The sequence below is a fragment of the Enterobacter sp. TMH.L2 genome (assembly GCF_050847315.1).
Lineage (GTDB): Bacteria > Pseudomonadota > Gammaproteobacteria > Enterobacterales > Enterobacteriaceae > Cedecea.
Window position 1 is genome coordinate 3,871,318 of record NZ_CP193791.1, and the last position, 19,394, is coordinate 3,890,711.

18 protein-coding genes are annotated in these 19,394 nt (G+C 52.5%); 9 read left to right on the forward strand and 9 right to left on the reverse strand.

Translation table 11 applies throughout. The features are described from left to right. Window positions 1-8: 8 nt before the first annotated feature. A complete protein-coding gene (aceE, locus tag ACREYP_RS18550; protein WP_008461826.1) occupies window positions 9-2,672 on the reverse strand; it encodes a pyruvate dehydrogenase (acetyl-transferring), homodimeric type in 2,664 nt (887 codons plus the stop codon). Window positions 2,673-2,817: 145 nt separating this feature from the next. After that, the gene (gene pdhR, locus ACREYP_RS18555; RefSeq protein ID WP_039290334.1) at window positions 2,818-3,582 is read right to left on the reverse strand and encodes a pyruvate dehydrogenase complex transcriptional repressor PdhR; all 765 of its coding nucleotides are present in this window, start codon (window positions 3,580-3,582) and stop codon (window positions 2,818-2,820) included. A gap of 537 nt (window positions 3,583-4,119) precedes the next feature. On the opposite strand from pdhR, the gene aroP reads away from it, so the two are divergent. Continuing rightward, a complete protein-coding gene (gene aroP / locus ACREYP_RS18560) occupies window positions 4,120-5,490 on the forward strand; it encodes an aromatic amino acid transporter AroP (protein ID WP_166876758.1) in 1,371 nt (456 codons plus the stop codon). 49 nt (window positions 5,491-5,539) lie between these two features. Here aroP and ampE read toward each other — a convergent pair whose 3' ends face one another. Both ampE and ampD read right to left on the reverse strand, forming a co-directional pair. After that, window positions 5,540-6,394, reverse strand: a complete 855-nt coding sequence (ampE, locus tag ACREYP_RS18565; protein WP_336818429.1) for a beta-lactamase regulator AmpE — start codon at window positions 6,392-6,394, stop codon at window positions 5,540-5,542. Beyond that, on the reverse strand, window positions 6,391-6,954 hold the full coding sequence (ampD, locus tag ACREYP_RS18570) for a 1,6-anhydro-N-acetylmuramyl-L-alanine amidase AmpD (RefSeq protein WP_008461820.1): 564 nt from the start codon (window positions 6,952-6,954) through the stop codon (window positions 6,391-6,393). Before ampD ends, ampE begins: the two co-directional genes overlap by 4 nt. Before the next feature lie 83 nt (window positions 6,955-7,037). Between ampD and nadC the strand changes: the two genes are divergently transcribed. The 4 genes from nadC (at window position 7,038) to hofC (ending at window position 11,143) form a co-directional block, all read left to right on the forward strand. Continuing rightward, entirely contained in the window at window positions 7,038-7,928 is an 891-nt protein-coding gene (nadC, locus tag ACREYP_RS18575) for a carboxylating nicotinate-nucleotide diphosphorylase (protein ID WP_008461819.1), read from the forward strand. 185 nt (window positions 7,929-8,113) lie between these two features. Further along, the gene (gene ppdD, locus ACREYP_RS18580; protein ID WP_008461818.1) at window positions 8,114-8,569 is read left to right on the forward strand and encodes a prepilin peptidase-dependent pilin; all 456 of its coding nucleotides are present in this window, start codon (window positions 8,114-8,116) and stop codon (window positions 8,567-8,569) included. Continuing rightward, the gene (gene gspE, locus ACREYP_RS18585; protein ID WP_336818428.1) at window positions 8,566-9,945 is read left to right on the forward strand and encodes a type II secretion system protein GspE; all 1,380 of its coding nucleotides are present in this window, start codon (window positions 8,566-8,568) and stop codon (window positions 9,943-9,945) included. Before ppdD ends, gspE begins: the two co-directional genes overlap by 4 nt. After that, window positions 9,938-11,143, forward strand: coding sequence for a protein transport protein HofC (gene hofC / locus ACREYP_RS18590; RefSeq protein WP_336818427.1), 1,206 nt, complete (start codon window positions 9,938-9,940; stop codon window positions 11,141-11,143). The genes gspE and hofC overlap by 8 nt, the downstream gene beginning before the upstream one ends. 29 nt (window positions 11,144-11,172) lie before the next feature. Here hofC and ACREYP_RS18595 read toward each other — a convergent pair whose 3' ends face one another. Beyond that, window positions 11,173-12,216 (reverse strand): GMP reductase, encoded by a 1,044-nt coding sequence (locus tag ACREYP_RS18595; RefSeq protein WP_008461816.1) that lies wholly within the window; start codon window positions 12,214-12,216, stop codon window positions 11,173-11,175. A 387-nt stretch (window positions 12,217-12,603) separates the two neighbouring features. Here ACREYP_RS18595 and coaE point away from each other — a divergent pair, with 387 nt between their 5' ends. From coaE to yacG, 3 genes are read left to right on the forward strand one after another with little or no spacing between them, the layout of a single operon-like run. Further along, complete coding sequence (gene coaE / locus ACREYP_RS18600) at window positions 12,604-13,224, forward strand: dephospho-CoA kinase (RefSeq protein WP_008461815.1); 621 nt, start codon at window positions 12,604-12,606, stop codon at window positions 13,222-13,224. After that, on the forward strand, window positions 13,224-13,967 hold the full coding sequence (gene zapD / locus ACREYP_RS18605) for a cell division protein ZapD (RefSeq protein ID WP_008461814.1): 744 nt from the start codon (window positions 13,224-13,226) through the stop codon (window positions 13,965-13,967). Before coaE ends, zapD begins: the two co-directional genes overlap by 1 nt. 9 nt (window positions 13,968-13,976) lie before the next feature. After that, the gene (yacG, locus tag ACREYP_RS18610; RefSeq protein ID WP_008461812.1) at window positions 13,977-14,174 is read left to right on the forward strand and encodes a DNA gyrase inhibitor YacG; all 198 of its coding nucleotides are present in this window, start codon (window positions 13,977-13,979) and stop codon (window positions 14,172-14,174) included. Here yacG and mutT read toward each other — a convergent pair. The 3 genes from mutT to secM form a co-directional block, all read right to left on the reverse strand. Next, a complete protein-coding gene (gene mutT, locus ACREYP_RS18615) occupies window positions 14,171-14,560 on the reverse strand; it encodes an 8-oxo-dGTP diphosphatase MutT (protein ID WP_008461811.1) in 390 nt (129 codons plus the stop codon). The genes yacG and mutT overlap by 4 nt on opposite strands. Before the next feature lie 62 nt (window positions 14,561-14,622). Next, window positions 14,623-17,328 carry a preprotein translocase subunit SecA gene (gene secA / locus ACREYP_RS18620; protein WP_336818426.1) on the reverse strand — a complete coding sequence of 902 codons (2,706 nt, stop codon included), beginning with the start codon at window positions 17,326-17,328 and terminating at the stop codon, window positions 14,623-14,625. 63 nt (window positions 17,329-17,391) lie between these two features. Further along, on the reverse strand, window positions 17,392-17,898 hold the full coding sequence (gene secM / locus ACREYP_RS18625) for a secA translation cis-regulator SecM (RefSeq protein WP_336818425.1): 507 nt from the start codon (window positions 17,896-17,898) through the stop codon (window positions 17,392-17,394). A 22-nt stretch (window positions 17,899-17,920) separates the two neighbouring features. Between secM and ACREYP_RS18630 the strand changes: the two genes are divergently transcribed. Further along, a complete protein-coding gene (locus tag ACREYP_RS18630; RefSeq protein ID WP_008461805.1) occupies window positions 17,921-18,436 on the forward strand; it encodes a DUF721 domain-containing protein in 516 nt (171 codons plus the stop codon). An 8-nt stretch (window positions 18,437-18,444) separates the two neighbouring features. On the opposite strand, the gene lpxC is transcribed toward ACREYP_RS18630, so the two are convergent. Continuing rightward, window positions 18,445-19,362: a UDP-3-O-acyl-N-acetylglucosamine deacetylase gene (gene lpxC, locus ACREYP_RS18635; RefSeq protein ID WP_336818424.1), complete on the reverse strand. Its 918-nt coding sequence runs from the start codon at window positions 19,360-19,362 to the stop codon at window positions 18,445-18,447. Window positions 19,363-19,394 lie beyond the last annotated feature (32 nt).

The following is a 19,394-nucleotide window of genomic DNA, read 5'->3' on the forward strand; positions in this document are numbered from 1 at the left end:
TTTACCTCTTACGCCAGACGCGGGTTAACTTTTTCTGCATCGATGTTGAATTTAGTAATTGCGTCAGCAACCACTTTCTTATCGATTTCGCCACGTTTAGCCAGTTCGCCCAGGGCTGCTACGACCACGTAAGAAGCATCAACTTCGAAGTGGTGACGCAGGTTTTCGCGGCTGTCAGAACGACCGAAGCCGTCGGTGCCCAGTACGCGATAATCATCAGCTGGTACGTAAGTACGAACCTGCTCAGCGAACAGTTTCATATAGTCAGTAGAAGCAACCGCCGGAGCGTCGTTCATCACCTGAGCGATGTAAGGTACGCGCGGAGTTTCCATTGGGTGCAGCATGTTCCAGCGCTCACAATCCTGGCCATCACGAGCCAGTTCGGTGAAGGAGGTTACGCTGTACACGTCAGAGCCCACGCCGTAGTCGTTCGCCAGGATCTGTGCTGCTTCACGCACGTGACGCAGGATAGAACCGGAGCCCAGCAGCTGAACTTTACCTTTGCTACCTGCAACGGTTTCGAGTTTGTAGATACCTTTACGGATACCTTCCTCGGCACCTGCTGGCATAGCCGGCATGTGGTAGTTTTCGTTCAGGGTGGTGATGTAGTAATAAATGTTCTCTTGTGCTTCACCGTACATACGGGTCAGACCGTCGTGCATGATGACAGCCACTTCGTACGCGTAAGACGGATCGTAAGAGATACAGTTAGGAATAGTCAGAGACTGAATGTGGCTGTGGCCATCTTCGTGCTGCAGACCTTCACCGTTCAGCGTAGTACGACCGGAAGTCCCGCCGACCAGGAAGCCGCGAGCCTGTTGGTCGCCAGCCTGCCAGCACAGGTCACCGATACGCTGGAAACCGAACATCGAGTAGTAGATGTAGAACGGAATCATCGGCAGGTTGTTGGTGCTGTAAGACGTCGCAGCCGCCAGCCAGGATGCGCCAGCACCCAGTTCGTTGATCCCTTCCTGCAGAATCTGGCCTTTCTCGTCTTCTTTGTAGTATGCAACCTGCTCGCGGTCCTGCGGGGTGTACTGCTGGCCGTTCGGGCTGTAGATACCGATCTGACGGAACAGACCTTCCATACCAAAGGTACGCGCTTCATCGGCGATGATTGGAACCAGACGGTCTTTGATAGACGGGTTCTTCAGCATCACGTTCAGGGCACGAACGAAGGCGATGGTGGTGGAGATCTCTTTGTTCTGCTCTTCCAGCAGCTGAGAGAAGTCTTCCAGCGCAGGCAGTTCCAGTTTTTCGGAGAAGTTAGGCTGACGAGCAGGCAGGTAGCCTTTCAGCGCCTGACGACGTTCGTGCAGGTACTTGTGCTCTTCAGTGCCTTCTGGGAAGGTGATGTAAGACAGGTTTTCTACCTGCTCATCGGTCACTGGCACGTTGAAACGGTCGCGGATGTAACGCACGCCGTCCATGTTCATTTTCTTCACCTGGTGAGCGATGTTTTTACCTTCTGCGGTATCGCCCATGCCGTAACCTTTGATGGTGTGGGCCAGGATAACGGTCGCTTTACCTTTGGTTTCCTGCGCTTTTTTCAGTGCAGCGTAGACTTTCTTCGGATCGTGACCACCGCGGTTCAGGGCCCAGATCTGCTCATCAGTCCAGTCTGCAACCAGCGCTGCGGTTTCAGGGTATTTGCCGAAGAAGTGCTCACGAACGTAGGCACCGTCTTTGGATTTGAAGGTCTGGTAGTCACCGTCAACGGTTTCGTTCATCAGTTGGATCAGTTTACCGCTGGTATCTTTACGCAGCAGCTCATCCCAACGACCGCCCCACATCACTTTGATAACGTTCCAGCCAGCACCGCTGAAAATGCCTTCCAGTTCGTTGATGATCTTGCCGTTACCGGTGACCGGACCATCCAGACGCTGCAGGTTACAGTTGATGATGAAGCACAGGTTGTCCAGCTTCTCACGGGTCGCGATGGTGATCGCGCCTTTAGATTCTGGCTCATCCATTTCACCGTCGCCCAGGAAGGCGTAAACGGTTTGCTCAGAGGTGTCTTTCAGGCCACGGTGTTCCAGATATTTCAGGAATTTAGCCTGGTAGATCGCACCGATTGGGCCCAGCCCCATGGAAACGGTCGGGAACTGCCAGAATTCTGGCATCAGTTTAGGGTGCGGATAAGAAGACAGACCTTTACCGTGAACTTCCTGACGGAAATTGTTCATCTGCTCTTCGGTCAGGCGGCCTTCAAGGAAAGCACGTGCATAGATGCCCGGAGAGATGTGGCCCTGGAAGTACACCAGATCGCCGCCGTCTTTCTCGTTGGCTGCACGGAAGAAGTGGTTGAAGCACACTTCGTAAACGGTCGCAGAAGACTGGAAGGATGCCATGTGGCCACCCAGTTCCAGATCTTTCTTGGATGCGCGCAGAACGGTCATGATGGCGTTCCAGCGGATAGCAGAACGGATACGGCGTTCCAGATCCAGATTGCCCGGGTATTCCGGTTCGTCTTCAACGGCAATGGTGTTCACATAGTTGCGAGCACCTGCAGAAGCAGCGACTTTCACACCGCCTTTGCTGGCTTCGGACAGCAGCTGATCGATCAGATACTGTGCACGCTCAACACCTTCTTCACGGATAACCGATTCGATCGCCTGTAGCCAGTCGCGAGTTTCAATCGGATCCACGTCATTTGGGAAACGTTCTGACATGGGGGTATTCCTTATCTGTCTAATACGTTGATTTATCTGGAACCTGTCCCATTGCGCTCTTGCCCGAATGAATTCGGGTAACTGAAGAAAAGAACGCAATAAGACAGGTTCTGTGTTTAGTTGCCGCGCGCTAAAAGTTTGGCGCTTAATCCTTACGTTGCTGAAGGAGACGGAGAGAGCGCTCACGACGGCTCTGCTCACGGCTGCGATCCAGCAATATTTCCTCAATAAACGCCAGGTGACGGTGCGACGCTTCTCGCGCCTGCTCCGGCTGGCGAGCCATAATCGCCGCAAAAATGCTGGCGCGATGGCTGCTCACTTGCGCCAACATCTCGCGGCGCGCGTAGAGCAATTCAAAATTCTGGCGAACGTTCTGTTCGAGCATAGGCTCCATGCAGCGCAATAAATGAAGAAGCACAACATTATGCGCGGCTTCGGTTACGGCAATTTGATACTGCATGACGGCATCGGCTTCGGCGTCTAAATCACCGGACTCCTGAGCCTGCTGGATGGCAATATGGCAATCACCAATGCGCGAGAGATCTTCTTCGGTTCCGCGCAGCGCCGCGTAATAAGCAGCAATACCTTCAAGCGCATGGCGGGTTTCAAGCAGATCAAACTGGGATTCGGGATGGTCTGAGAGCAGTTCGACCAGCGGGTCGCTCAGGCTCTGCCAAAGGCTGTTCTGGACAAAAGTACCGCCGCCCTGGCGACGAAGCAGCAAACCCTTGGCTTCGAGACGCTGGATGGCCTCGCGCAGCGAAGGACGGGAAACATCAAATTGTTTCGCCAGTTCGCGTTCAGGTGGAAGTTTTTCGCCCGGGCGTAGAGTGCCCTCAAGGATGAGAAACTCCAGCTGCTGCTCTATCACATCGGATAATTTTGGTTGGCGGATTTTGCTGTAGGCCATCGTTCCCTATCTCTGCCATTAGCCCGGAGTCAATTGGTAAGACCAATTTCACGTTCGTGAGGCTAAAAGTAACAAAGTATTCACCTTCTGTCCATATTGGTTTTGATTGAAATCATGAAAGCAGGCACATTTTAACAATAACAAAAGAAGGGATTTTCAAAACCATAACTTGGGCACTAACTCGCGTTTACCCACAAAGCGGTAAGTTAACGTTTATGAAACGATATATTTTTCAAAAACAACCGAAAGACGCGGTGAATGTATGTCATTTTTGTGACGCAAAACGGCCGCTCAAGAAGTATTCCCGACTCACCTTGTCCTTCCCTCTTTTTTACAAATGGTTTCTTTTTGCCCAACTCGTCAGAGCAGTGGCAGAAAGCAGGTGCAAAGGCCTGCGCTTAACATTATTCTTTGCGATGCGGTAGCCCTATCCGCAAAATTCATAATTGATAACCGTAAAAAAAAGACTACACATTACGGAATACAACAATTACATCCGCGTCAATGTAGCGCAGACATTAACCACTACGAGGTTACATGATGGAAGGTCAACAGCACGGCGACACGCTGAAGCGCGGTCTTAAAAACCGCCACATTCAGCTTATCGCGCTGGGTGGAGCTATCGGGACGGGCCTGTTTCTGGGCAGCGCATCCGTCATCCAGTCCGCAGGTCCGGCAATTATTCTCGGCTATGCTATCGCCGGGTTTATCGCATTTTTAATTATGCGCCAGCTGGGTGAAATGGTCGTTGAGGAGCCGGTAGCCGGGTCCTTCAGCCATTTTGCTTACAAATACTGGGGTGGTTTCGCGGGCTTCGCTTCAGGCTGGAACTACTGGGTACTCTACGTTCTGGTCGCCATGGCTGAACTGACGGCCGTCGGCAAATACATCCAGTTCTGGTGGCCGGAGATCCCAACCTGGGCTACGGCGGCGGTATTCTTCGTTGCTATCAACGCCATCAACTTAACTAACGTTAAAGTCTTTGGCGAAATGGAGTTCTGGTTCGCCATTATTAAAGTGGTGGCGGTTATCGCCATGATTCTGTTCGGCGGCTGGTTACTCTTTAGTGGCAACGGTGGTCCACAGGCGTCCGTCAGCAACCTCTGGGATCAGGGTGGCTTCCTGCCGCACGGCATCACCGGGCTGGTCATGATGATGGCTATCATTATGTTCTCCTTCGGCGGGCTTGAGCTGGTCGGTATTACCGCCGCTGAAGCAGACAACCCGGAAGTGAGCATTCCAAAAGCGACCAACCAGGTTATCTACCGTATTCTGATTTTCTATGTGGGTTCGCTGGCAATTCTGCTGTCCCTGCTGCCGTGGACACGCGTGACCGCAGACACCAGCCCGTTCGTGCTGATCTTCCATGAGCTGGGCGATACCTTCGTGGCCAACGCCCTGAATATCGTGGTGCTCACCGCCGCCCTGTCGGTTTACAACAGCTGCGTATACTGCAACAGCCGCATGTTGTTCGGCCTGGCGCAGCAGGGCAACGCGCCGAAGATGCTGAAAAGCGTCGATAAGCGCGGTGTACCGGTGAACACGATTCTGGTTTCCGCAGGCTTTACCGCCCTTTGCGTGCTGATTAACTATCTGGCACCGGAATCCGCTTTCGGCCTGCTGATGGCGCTGGTTGTCTCAGCTCTGGTGATCAACTGGGCGATGATCAGCCTGGCTCACATGAAGTTCCGCCGTGCTAAGCAGCAACAAGGGGTGAAAACCCGCTTCCCTGCCCTGTTCTATCCGTTAGGAAACTGGGTCTGCCTGCTGTTTATGGTTGGCGTACTGGTCATCATGCTGATAACCCCGGGTATGGCCATCTCGGTTTACCTGATCCCAGTGTGGATTGCGATTCTGGGCGTCGGTTATTTCCTGAAGCAGAAGAACCTGAAGGCAGTGAAAGCCTGATAAAAAAAACGCCCCGCAATGCGGGGCGTTTTATTACAGCCTTCCGGCCCTAAACCAAAGTGCCGTAAATCGTCATTAACGCCACAACCGCCACAATCACCAATGAAATCTTCTTCGCCAGTGATACCGCAGCTTTAGGCGTTTTCATCTTATCCTGATGGGGTTCTCTCGCCAGCGAGTACTGTGCCAGTTGTGTGAGAACCTGGTATTGAGAGGTATGCCTGTCGGCAAGGGATGCAAACCAGGCCGGAAGCGCTCGCTCACCGTGGCCCAACAGGGCATAAGCGACACCCACCAAACGCACGGGCACCCAGTCAAGAATATGAAGAATGCCGTCAATTCCCGCGAGCAAGCGCTCGTGTGCCGTATGATGCCGGGCAAGCCATGTCTGCCATGCGCGCAGGAAAGCATACCCTGCGAGCGTAACCGGCCCCCATGTTCCGCCCACCACAAACCAAAACAGCGGCGCGAGATAGAAACGGAAGTTAATCCACAGCAGCGCGTTTTGTAGCTCGCGCAGGTATTCACGCTCGCTGCACTCAGGCGGAACACCATGAATCAATGTAAGCTCTGCAGCCATTGCATCACGGGCATGTTCATCATCATGGCTGGCGGCTTTAAGATACGAATGATAATGCAGCCTGACCTGCCCGGCCCCGATGCAAAGCACACCCAGCGCAATCCAGAACACCAGCAGTGGGACGTTGAATAGTAACCCATGCAAAGCACGGAGAATCAGGAAAACCACGGCCATAAATGCAGCGGTCATTAACAGCGTTCTTAACAGAGAAAAATGCTTAACCCGTCCAAACAGGACTTCAAGACGATGATCTAACTGCCAGTGTTCGCCCATTTTGAACAATCGCTCGCCCATCAGGACTAACAGCAGGGTAAACAGGGTCATGTGCTCTCCTTGTCAGTTGCCTCTTCAACCGCACCCCAAAAGCGCGGCCAGTCAAACGAAGGGCCTGGATCGGTCTTCCGACCAGGTGCTATATCGCTGTGGCCCGTGATGTTTTTCGCCATATCAGGATAGTGTTGAATCAGTAAGTTAGCTAAAACGCTGAGCTGTTCATATTGAGCGTCGGTATAGGCCAGCGTATCGGTACCTTCCAGCTCAATACCGATAGAAAAGTCGTTGCACTTTTCTCTTCCCTGATAGCTCGAGACGCCCGCATGCCAGGCTCGTTTATCGAAAGGGACGTACTGAACAATTTCGCCGTCCCGGCGAATCAGACAATGGGCTGACACGCGCAAATGCGAAATACCGGCAAAGTAAGGGTGCGCTGCAGGATCGAGCGTTCCGGCAAATAACGCATCAATCCAGGGGCCACCGAACTCCCCCGGCGGCAAACTAATATTGTGCACCACCAGCAATGAGGGATTTTCCTCTTCCGGTCGGCCGTCACAATGCGGGGATGGCAGATGTTTTACCCCCACCAGCCAGCCGTCTTTAAGCTGCATGAGAGGTTCTCCTTAGAGTGGTACTTGAAGTCGCTTCAGAGTAGCATGAAACAATATTAACTTATTCATTCTGGAGTTTAATCATGCCGCCCCGCCGTTATAATCCTGACCGCCGACGTGACGAGCTGCTCGAACGAATTACCCTCGATATCCCTCTCGCCGTAGCCCAGGCGCTGCGAGAAGATCTGGGCGGCGAAGTTGACCCAAACAACGACATCACGGCACAATTATTACCCCCAGAAAACACGTCGCATGCGGTTGTTATCACCCGCGAAAAGGGCATTTTTTGCGGTAAACGCTGGGTAGAAGAAGTCTTTATTCAGCTTGGCGGCGACGTGACGGTGACCTGGCATGTCGAAGATGGCGCTGAAGTCACCATCAATCAGCCACTTTTTGAGCTTAATGGCCCGGCCCGTATTCTCTTGACCGGAGAAAGAACGGCGCTGAACTTCGTGCAAACGCTCTCAGGCGTAGCCAGCGAAGTTCACAGTTACGTGGCGCTGCTTGAGGGCACTAAAACGCAGTTGCTGGATACCCGTAAAACGCTTCCTGGCCTGCGCACCGCGCTGAAATATGCCGTGCTGTGCGGCGGGGGCAGCAACCATCGCCTCGGCCTTTCCGATGCTTTCCTGATCAAAGAAAATCACATTATTGCTTCCGGCTCTATTCGTCAGGCAGTGGAGAAAGCATTCTGGATGCACCCTGACGTGCCGGTAGAAGTGGAAGTTGAGTCACTGGATGAATTGGAACAAGCGCTCAAAGCTGGGGCTGACATCATCATGCTGGACAACTTTACCGTTGAGCAAATGCGTGAAGCCGTGGCACTCACCCAAGGGAAAGCGCGCCTGGAAGTCTCTGGCAACGTGACCAAAGAGACGCTTAGAACATTCGCTGATACCGGCGTGGACTACATCTCCGTAGGTGCTCTGACTAAACACATACGCGCCCTCGACTTGTCTATGCGCTTCCGCTAATGCAACACCACGGCGGGCCAGCCATTACTGCGCCCGCTTTTTTGCGTACTGACTTCCATTTTTATTGTCGATACATACAACTGCGTTAACTAACACGGAAAGCATTTCCCGAATGTCCGTTTCCCTGTTCGCTATTGCTTAGCCTGTTCAGCACAGTGTTGCCCTCTAACCAAAAGGAGCGACAGATGAACAAGCAAAAAGGATTTACGCTAATTGAGCTTATGGTGGTGATAGGCATCATCGCCATTCTGAGCGCCATCGGCATTCCTGGATATCAAAACTACCTTCGTAAAGCAGCTTTGACCGATATGCTGCAAACCTTCCTGCCCTATCGTACCGCCGTCGAACTTTGTGCCATCGAGCGTGGAGGGATCTCCGATTGCAATGCCGGCAGTAACGGCATCGCTGAAACCAAAACGACGCGCTACATCAATTCAATGAGCGTTACCAGCGGGATTGTGACGCTCAACGGCCAGGAGTCCTTGAACGGGCTGGCGGTTGCGTTCACCCCTCAGTGGAACGATGCTAACGGGGTAACCGGCTGGACAAGGGTCTGCACTGCGGAAAACGGCTCGCCGCTGAAACAAGCCTGTGAAGACGTATTCCGTTTTAACGAAGCGCAAGCGGGGGCTGGCAAATGAGCACAAAAGAACAGCTTAACGCTCTATGCCAGCACTACAACGCCATACTGATAGAGGAAACGCCTGAAGCGGTACGAATTGCTGCTGTTGAAGCCCCAAACGAGCAAATGTACGAGGCGCTCCGCTTTCTTTGTGATAAACACATTGATGTAGAGATCTGGCCCATTGAACGGCTCGAGAAATGGCAAACGCTGGAGCCCTCTCAGCCTTCGGAGCACGACCGCAGCAGTTCAGCGGTCGCACTTTTGAATACAACACTTGCCACCGCCGTACAGCAGCGTGCATCCGATATCCATTTTGAGCCCTTCGAAAATGCCTATCGAATTCGGCTTCGCATTGATGGCGTGCTGCAATGTCAACCGCTACTGCCTCAGGCAATGGCAGCGTCCGTCACTGCAAGGCTCAAAATTCTGGCTAACCTGGATATCGCGGAAAAGCGGCTGCCTCAGGACGGACAAATGGACTACCTCGCCGAGGAGGTGAAAGCGTCATTTCGCGTCTCGACGCTGCCTTGTCGATACGGCGAGAAGGTCGTTTTACGGCTTCTTCAGCAGGGCAAACAGCATATGGACATTCATTCTCTGGGGATGTCAGAGGATGAAAAAAAACAACTTCAGCAATCACTCCAGGCCCCGCAGGGGATGATTCTGGTAACCGGTCCTACAGGGAGCGGAAAAACCATTACGCTGTATAGCGCCCTGGCGGCGCTTAACCAACCGGGTATCAACGTCTGCAGCGTAGAAGATCCCATAGAAATTCCTCAGGAAGGGCTGAACCAGACGCAGATAAACCCTAAGGCTGGTCTCACCTTTCAGCACGTCCTACGCGCATTACTGAGGCAGGATCCAGACGTCATTATGGTCGGTGAAATCAGGGATGGTGAAACAGCAGAAATTGCCATCAAAGCTGCCCAGACCGGGCACCTGGTTTTATCGACATTGCACACCAACTCCACCGTTGAAACGCTTGTCCGCCTGGAGCAAATGGCCATTCCTCGCTGGATGATCGCATCTGCCTTGAATATCATCGTGGCTCAAAGGCTGGTGAGAAAGCTTTGCCCTCACTGCAAAACACACCACGAACCAGCCATAACATTACCTGGACACATTTGGCCTTCCGCGCTGCCCAATTGGCATCCGACAGGATGTGAACGTTGCTACGGAGGATATTATGGGCGAACAGCGTTATTTGAAATCCTGCCGCTATCCGCCGCTCTAAGACAAGCCATCACGCAAGGCAAATCCGCAAGTAACATTGAAAGTCTCGCCAGAGAGCAAGGGATGAGTACGCTTTTCGAAAATGGCTGCGTTGCCGTAGCACAAGGCCATACGACGCTGGAAGAGGTTTACCGCGTGCTGGGTATGCCACATGCCTAAACCTCTGCTTTGGCTATGGGAAGCCATAGACCACGAAGGCCAATTAAAAAATGGTGAATCACTTGCCGGCGAGCGCGCTTCTCTTGAGGAGGAGCTTGCTCAGCAGCAGCTTCAGCTCCTGTCCGTTAAAAAATCATCGCTGTCAGGGAGATCCTGTTGGCATATTCAGCACAAAATTGACTTTGTCCGGCAACTTGCAGCGCTGATCCATGCCGGTATCGCCTTAACTGACGCGCTGTTGCTCATAGCCCGACAGCATCCCAAACCTGCATGGTCGGCATTATTACAGCACATAGAACGACAGGTAGCGCAGGGCATACCGTTTTCCGAAGCGCTTAAGCAATGGCCCCATATCTTCCCGCCCCTGTTTATTGCATTACTGCATACCGGAGAGCTGACGGGAAGGCTTGCAGAGTGCTGCCAGCGGCTGGCAGAACAACAAGAACAACACTACCAACTCAGCAAAAAGGTCGTGAAAGCCCTGCGTTATCCGCTCTTTATTTTGATTGTTGCACTGCTGGTAACCGCAGGCATGGTTGGGTTTGTTCTGCCTGAGTTTGCCAATATCTATCGTTCTTTTAACGCGCCTCTGCCCGCGATCACCCAGGCCGTTATGAGTCTTTCAGAGTGGGCAACGTCTCAAGGAGGATGGTGGATTTTAACCGCTATGCTCTTAGCCGTTATAGGTTGGTGGCTTCGCCGCACCCAATCCGTCATTCGAGAAAAAGAACAATTACTGCTGTTAAAAGTACCTGTCATTGCTCCCTTGAGGCGAGGCCAGCTACTCAGCCAGATATTTACCGTACTAACGCTGTCTCAGCACTCTGGCGTCCCCTTGTTACAGGGTCTTGAAGCGGTTGAAAAAACGCTGGCCCAAACGTTCTGGCAACGGCAAATTATTGAAGTACGCGATCGGGTTTCCGAGGGAAAGCCCCTCTGGCAGGCGTTGGAGCAGTCGGGGTATTTCACACCACTTTGCCAACAGTTGGTTCGAATTGGTGAAGAATCCGGTTCTCTGGATCTGATGCTTGAGCGCCTGGCGCGCTGGCATTATGAGAAAACGCAGGAGCTGGCTGAAAATCTTGCCGCCACGCTGGAGCCAGTCATGATGCTGGTCATTGGCTTGATCATTGGCACGCTGGTGATAGCCATGTATCTACCTATTTTCCAGATGGGGGATGCCATGGGAGGAGGATGACGCAGCCTGAGCTGCGTCATCGATGCTCATCAGAGGCTATTGAAAACGCGGTTTTCCTGTTCCGCTACGCGGATGAAAGTTGTGCGTTTAGTCAGCTCTTTAAGGCGAGAGGCACCTACATAGGTACAGGCAGAACGCAGGCCGCCAAGGATATCGCGAGCGGTATTTTCCACCGGCCCGCGCAGAGGCAGCTTAACGGTTTTGCCTTCTGCAGCGCGGTACTGCGCAACACCGCCTACGTGGCGGGTCATGGCAGACTCGGAGCTCATGCCGTAGAACAACATAAACTTCTCGCCATCCTGCTCAACAACGGTACCACCGCTTTCTTCATGCCCTGCCAGCATACCGCCCAGCATAACGAAGTCAGCTCCACCACCAAAGGCTTTAGCTACATCGCCCGGCACAGTACAGCCACCGTCGCTGACGATCTGGCCGCCTAAGCCGTGAGCTGCATCAGCACATTCAATGACGGCGGAAAGCTGAGGGTAGCCCACGCCGGTTTTAACGCGCGTGGTGCATACAGAGCCTGGGCCAATGCCAACTTTCACGATATCGGCCCCTGACAAGATCAGCTCTTCACACATTTCACCGGTAACCACATTACCCGCACAGATAACTTTATCAGGCCATGCTTCGCGGGCTTTGCTGACGAACTGGGTGAAGTGCTCAGAGTAGCCGTTCGCCACGTCGATGCAGATAAATTTCAGTGCAGGAGTCAGAGCCAGAATCTGCTTAGTTTTGGCAAAATCTGCATCAGAAGTGCCGGTTGAGACCATGATATGGCGCAACAGGTTTTCAGGCACGGAACGAATAAAGTTGCTCCACTCTTCTACAGAGTAGTGTTTGTGCACGGCGGTAAGAATATCGAATGAGGCCAGCGCCTGCGCCATCGCGAAAGTGCCTACGGTGTCCATATTCGCAGCAATAATAGGGACGCCAGACCAGGTGATACCGGAATGCTTGAATGTGAATTGACGTTCCAGCTCAACGTCTGAACGGCTTTTGAGGGTGGAGCGTTTTGGGCGAATTAAAACGTCTTTAAAACCTAACTTCAAATCTTCTTCAATACGCATGATGCAGATCCCTGGGTCGAATGGCGATGAACGCGATCGGCGGTAGGCTCTTCATTACTCAAGACAGAGAACAACGGCAAGCCCGGAACCCAGATATACAGAAATCAGACACTGGGGTGAGCAAGCACGGAAAACGTACCTGTGGCTTAAAGTAAAACGAGCAAACAACAGCCAACTCCAGTGACGCTATCATACGCAGTAATAATGACTCCGCAAGACTGCGAAAACCGACTTTTTTACGCTACAATCGTTTAAATTTACCTGGTAAACGGTAAAAAGCCCGCAGACGGCGAATACCCGATTTTTACGTGATACAAAATCACCTAAAATCACGCCACCAAAGACTTTTTATCTTATTGATAAATATAGCATCAGGATCGGTTATTTATGGTTTACACGGTTGCACTTACGGGCGGCATTGGCAGTGGTAAAAGTACCATCGCCGAAGCCTTTTCCCGCGCTGGAGTCACCGTCATAGATGCAGATGTAATTGCCCGTCAGGTTGTTGAGCCAGGCCAACGTGCGTTAGCTCTCATTTCTCAACATTTTGGCCCAAAGATCCTTCTGGAAGATGGTTCTTTAAACCGTCGAGCGTTGAGAGAAACGATCTTCAGCTCCCCGCAGCAAAAGCAATGGGTTAATAACCTGCTACATCCTATTATCCAGCAGCAAACTCGTGATGAGATTGCTCGTGCTACCTCACCTTACGTGTTGTGGGTAGTCCCTCTGCTGGTAGAAAACAATCTGCAACAAAAGGCGGACCGGATTTTAGTGGTGGATGTTTCCCCCGAGACCCAGATTGCGCGTACTATGCTGCGGGACAATGTTTCCCGCGAACACGCCCAGCAGATTCTGGACGCTCAGGCGTCCCGGGAAGCTCGCCTCGCCGTGGCAGATGATGTAATTAATAATGACGGCAGTCCCCAGGACGTTGTCGTGCATGTTGACCGCCTGCATCGCCAGTACCTGAAACTGGCTGGTCTGGCCGCACAACAGGAAGCAGAATGATGAACACTCAGGTTCTTTTCGAACACCCATTGAATGAGAAAATGCGCACATGGCTGCGTATTGAGTTTTTGATCCAACAGATGCAGTCAGCACTTCCTATCAATGACAGCGCAAAGGCGCTGCATTTTTTTCGTAACGTCGGTGACTTACTGGATGTGTTTGAAAGGGGCGAAATTCGCACCGATATTCTCAAAGAGATAAGCCGTCAGCAGCGTAAACTGCTGAGCTGGTCAGAAGTCCCGGGGGTTGATATGCAGCGCATCGACTCGCTGCGAAGCCAGTTGGAGAGCTGCGGCAGCGTGTTGATGGCCGCGCCGCGCATCGGGCAAATTCTGCGAGAAGATCGCCTTATTGCGCTGGTACGCCAGCGGCTTAGCATCCCAGGCGGCTGCTGTAGCTTTGACCTGCCTACCCTGCACATTTGGCTTTATCTGCCGCAGGAACAACGCGATGCTCAGGTTCATTTTTGGCTAAACAGTCTCGAACCAGTGAAACAGTCGCTCGATCTTCTGCTGGACATCATCCGCAATTCTGCGCCATTCCGGAAACAAACCAGCCTCAATGGATTCTACCAGGACAATGGCGACGATGCCGACCTGCTTCGTCTTCATCTCACTCTCGGCGATCAGCTTTATCCACAGATTTCCGGCCACAAAAGCCGCTTTGCGATTCGTTTTATGCCGCTGGATTCAGAGAATGGCCTGGTGCCTGAACGCCTCGACTTTGAGCTGGCCTGCTGCTAAGGAAACAACATGAACGAAGAAACCATCGTTAATTGTCCTGGCTGCGGCAAAGCGGTTATCTGGAACGAAAGCAGCCCATACCGACCATTTTGCAGTAAGCGCTGCCAGCTTATCGACCTGGGCGAGTGGGCCGCTGAGGAAAAACGTATTCCCAGCAGCGGCGACCTCTCTGAAAGCGAAGGCTGGAGCGAAGAACAGGAACGCTAATCGTTTAGCAGCTTTAAAATGACGGGCTCATTGGCTGGCGGAAACTCGTCGGCGATGAGTTCCCCTTGAGCAACCCAACGCCCGGGTTGCCCTTCTTTGCCCCAGGGTTCACCTTCCCAACTTTCTATCAGATAGAACCACAGGGAAATATGACGATCCGGGAACTGGTACTCCAGGGTTTCAAACAGGCTGGCACTTTGCACCACAATACCGGTTTCTTCCTGTAATTCCCGGATAACGGCCTGTTCCGGGGATTCACCTGCCTCAATCTTCCCGCCGGGAAATTCCCATTTATTCGCCATGTGCGCATCGGCTGCGCGCTGCGTGATAAAAATTTCACCCTGTTGATTACGGATAATGCCGACAGCGATTTGCAGTTGCTTCATACTCTCAAACTCCATGCGTAAAAAAGGCGCAGCAAGCTGCGCCTTTTCGATTTTGTCAGACCTTAGCTCAGACGGCCATGGCACTGTTTGTATTTCTTACCGGAACCGCAAGGGCAAGGATCGTTCCGACCCACTTTACGATCGCCAGTTTCTGCTGCCAGCGCCTGTGCGGCCTGAGTTTCATCATCCACATGACTAAGCTGCTGCATACGTGCCAGACGCTCGGATTCTTCACGACGCTGTTGTTCCATCGCTTCAACTTCTTCCGGCAGGCGGACCTGGACTTTGCTCAGGGTGCTGATCACTTCATATTTCAGTGACTCCAGCATCGCGGCAAACATAGAGAAGGATTCACGCTTGTACTCCTGCTTCGGATCTTTCTGCGCATAACCGCGCAGGTGGATCCCCTGACGCAGGTAATCCATTGCGGCCAGATGCTCTTTCCACAGGGAATCCAGCGTTTGCAGCATCACGCCTTTTTCGAAGTGGCGCATCATTTCTGCACCCACGACTTCTTCTTTACGTTGATAAAGCTCAATCGCCGTCTGCAGAATACGCTCACGCAGCGTTTCTTCGTGCAGCTCAGGTTCTTTATCCAGCCACTCTTTGATTGGCATCTCGAGATCAAAGTCGTTTTTCAGACGCTCTTCCAGACCTTCTACATCCCACATTTCTTCCAGAGACTGAGGCGGAATATGCGCATCGATGGTGACTTTGAAGACGTCTTCACGAATGCTGGCGATGGTTTCGCTCACGTCGGTAACGTCGAGCAGCTCATTACGCTGGGTATAAATAGCGCGGCGCTGATCGTTTGCGACGTCGTCGTATTCCAGCAGCTGCTTACGAATATCAAAGTTACGGCTTTCGACTTTACGCTGTGCGTTGGCAATCGCCTTGGTTACCCAAGGGTGTTCAATGGCTTCGCCCGGCTTCATACCCAGTTTACGCATCATATTGGATACGCGATCCGAGGCGAAGATACGCATCAGGGCATCTTCCATCGACAGGTAGAAGCGGGAAGAACCGGCATCACCCTGACGACCAGAACGGCCACGCAGCTGGTTATCGATACGGCGGGATTCATGACGCTCGGTGCCGATGATATGCAGACCACCTGAAGCCAGTACCGCATCGTGGCGAACTTTCCAGTCCGCTTTGATCTGAGCAATTTGCTCTGGCGTTGGCTCATCCAGCTCGGCAATCTCTTCCTGCCAGCTCCCGCCCAACACGATATCCGTACCACGACCCGCCATGTTAGTCGCGATAGTTACCGCGGCTGGGTAACCCGCCTGAGCAACGATAGCCGCTTCGTTGGCGTGGAACTTGGCATTCAGAACATTGTGTTTGATACCGGCCTTGGTCAACTCATTGGAAACCACTTCAGATTTCTCAATGGAGATGGTCCCCACCAGCACAGGCTGGCCGTTCGCGGTACGCTCTTTAATGTCTTCGATAATCGCGCCAATTTTATCCAGTTCGGTCATGTAAACCAGATCCGGCATATCTTTACGGATCATTGGGCGGTTGGTCGGCACAACGATGGTGTCGAGCTTATAAATAGAGCTAAATTCAAACGCTTCGGTGTCTGCAGTACCGGTCATCCCTGCCAGCTTCTCGTAAAGACGGAAGTAGTTCTGGAAGGTGATGGACGCCAGCGTCTGGTTTTCATTCTGAATTTCGACGCCTTCTTTTGCCTCAACGGCCTGGTGAAGACCATCTGACCAACGGCGCCCCTGCATAGTACGGCCCGTGTGTTCATCAACGATGATGACTTCGCCATCTTTAACGATGTAGTCAACGTCGCGGGTGAACAGCGCATGGGCGCGAAGTGCCGCGGTCACATGATGCATCAGCATGATGTTGGCTGGTGAGTACAGCGACTCGCCCTCTTCCATCATGCCTTCTTGCACAAGCAGCTCTTCAATCAGCACCAGACCACGTTCGGTCAGGTTAACCTGGCGAGATTTTTCATCCACGGAGAAGTGGCCTTCACCCTGGAAGGTATCAGAGTCTTCTTTTTCCTGACGCATCAGGTGCGGAATGATTTTGTTCACGCGTTTGTACAGCTCAGAGCTGTCTTCCGCAGGGCCGGAGATGATCAGCGGCGTACGCGCTTCGTCGATCAGGATGGAGTCAACTTCATCCACCAGCGCATAGTGAAGCTTGCGCTGCACGCGCTCTTCAGGGCTGAAAGCCATATTGTCGCGGAGGTAGTCGAAACCGTATTCGTTGTTGGTACCGTAGGTGATGTCTGCTGCGTAAGCTTCACGCTTAGCCGGCGCTGGCATGCCTGGCAGGTTGATACCTACGCTCAGCCCCAGATATTCAAACAGAGGACGGTTGTTTTCGGCGTCACGCTGGGCCAGGTAGTCGTTCACGGTAACAACGTGCACACCTTTGCCGCTCAGTGCGTTCAGATAAGCTGGCAGCGTTGCCGTCAGGGTTTTACCTTCACCAGTACGCATTTCCGCGATGCAGCGATCGTTCAGGACCATACCGCCCAGCAGCTGCACGTCGAAGTGACGCATGCCGAAGACGCGCTTACTTGCTTCACGAACAACAGCGAAAGCTTCCGGGATTAGCGTTTCCAGCACTTCACCTTTTTCCAGACGCGCGCGGAACTCACCGGTTTTAGCCTTCAGCTCATCATCCGTGAGCTTTTCCATCTGCGGTTCCATGCTGTTGATCACGGAAACCACTTTGCGCATACGGCGCAGTGTACGATCGTTACGACTACCGAAAACTTTAGTTAATAATTTGATTAGCATAATAAATTCTCAAACGCCTGCCGTCAGTACGGTCAATAAATTGTTGTTAGTTTGGAAGATGAATTAGCTGAGGCAAAGCGGGCCTGCGCGGATGCCCTGTACCTGACGGATCCACGCCACGGTACTGAAAACGTCTCCTACAGGAGATGCCCTAAACGCAGTCTGGCGAACAATAACGGGGGGTTTACTTTCCTGCGTTAACAGCGCGCTAAGCGTGTCCAGCAGGGCAAGGTGCTGTGCCTGAAGCGGCACGCTTTCCTGTGCCACAGGCAAAGCCTGAGGTGCCATAGCAAAGGAAAGATGACGGATAACGGTGCGGATTGCATGCTGGTGCCAGTAGTCCACACTAAAAGAAGGACGGCGAGTGCTTTCTTGCAGTTGAACAAGGCTATCGAAACGCAGCTGCCGTGCCGAATCGTGACGGCTGGCGGAAGCTTCAGCGGGCACACCGGTTTCTGTGTTACCGTTGAGCGCAGGCATGCCAAAACTCGCCGCGACCATCCCCAACAGGAGATGCGGCCAGAAATAACGTCTGCCAAATTGTCGCCAACGATTTAGAATACCAATCACTTTTTCCGCCGGAGCTTAATGTATGCGCGACAGTCGCCCGCAATCTTTAGAAAATCTGTTTGACGAAGCCGGTCAGGAAAGCATGCTACAGAACGTACAGCAACGTGCCGTCGCTTTGCTGCGTCTTAACCGGGCAGTGAAAAGCATTTTGCCTGCTCCACTGCATCCCTGGTGCCGGGTGGCCAACTTCCGTCAGGGCATTCTCGTCCTTGAAACCGCAAATGCCAGCTGGCTGATGCGCTTACGCTATGAACAAGCCACGCTGCTGAGTGCATTACGCGCCCAAATCTTACCATCATTGACATCAATCGACATCAGGATTAATCCTTCGCTGGCGGCAAAAGGGCAGGAATTTGTTCAAGAAAACACCACTCAGACAGAGACTGAGAAATACGAAGTGAATCGTCAACTGAGTAAGCAGAGTGCAGAAGCGTTGAGAGAGGTGGCTAAACGTAGCCCGGAGAAATTAAGAGCAACAATAGAACGACTGGCTTCACTGGCCGGAGAGGGTACCAGCAAAACCAGTCGTAATCGCTAATTTAAGCGTTACGCCAGCACCAGTTTAGCTGCTTTAAACGCCAGCGGAAGTTCGGCTTCGTCTTCGAAGGTCGCCCATTCCCAGGCTTCCTGTTTAGCCAAAACAGCCTGCAGCAGTTTGTTGTTCAGGGCATGACCAGACTTATAGGCGGTAAACGCGCCGATAATGTTGTGGCCACACATGAACAGATCGCCGATAGCATCCAGCATTTTGTGACGAACGAATTCATCTTCAAAACGCAGGCCGTCTTCGTTCAATACGCGATAATCGTCAACAACGATGGCACAATCGAAGCTGCCGCCCAGGCACAGGCCGCGGGACTGCAGATATTCGATATCACGCATAAAACCGAAGGTACGCGCACGGCTAATCTGACGCATAAATGCTTCAGCAGAGAAGTTCATGGTGTAGCGCTGGGTGCTTGCATCAATCGCCGGATGGTTGAAGTCGATGGTAAAGTCCAACGAGAAACCATTAAACGGTGACATTTCAGCCCATTTATCGCCATCTTCCACGCGAACCGTCTCTTTCAGACGTATAAATTTCTTGGCCGAGTTCAATTCGTCAATCCCTGCATCAAGCAGCAGATAGACAAACGGCGCCGCACTGCCGTCCATAATAGGGATTTCTGGCGCATCGACTTCAACAATAATGTTGTCGATACCCAGCCCTGCCAGGGCAGCGTTGAGGTGCTCTACGGTAGAAATCCGTACATCATGCTCATTGACCAGACAAGTACAGAGCATGGTATCCCGCACGGATTTGGCATCAGCCGGAAAATCTACCGGAGGATTCAAGTCGGTGCGACGATAGATGACCCCGGTATTTGCCGGCGCAGGGCGCAGCGTCAGTGTGACTTTCTTGCCGGTATGTAAACCGACGCCAGTCGCCTGAACGATACGTTTAAGTGTCCTTTGTTTGATCATCGTATAATCCCGCCAAATTACTAAGCTAGCCG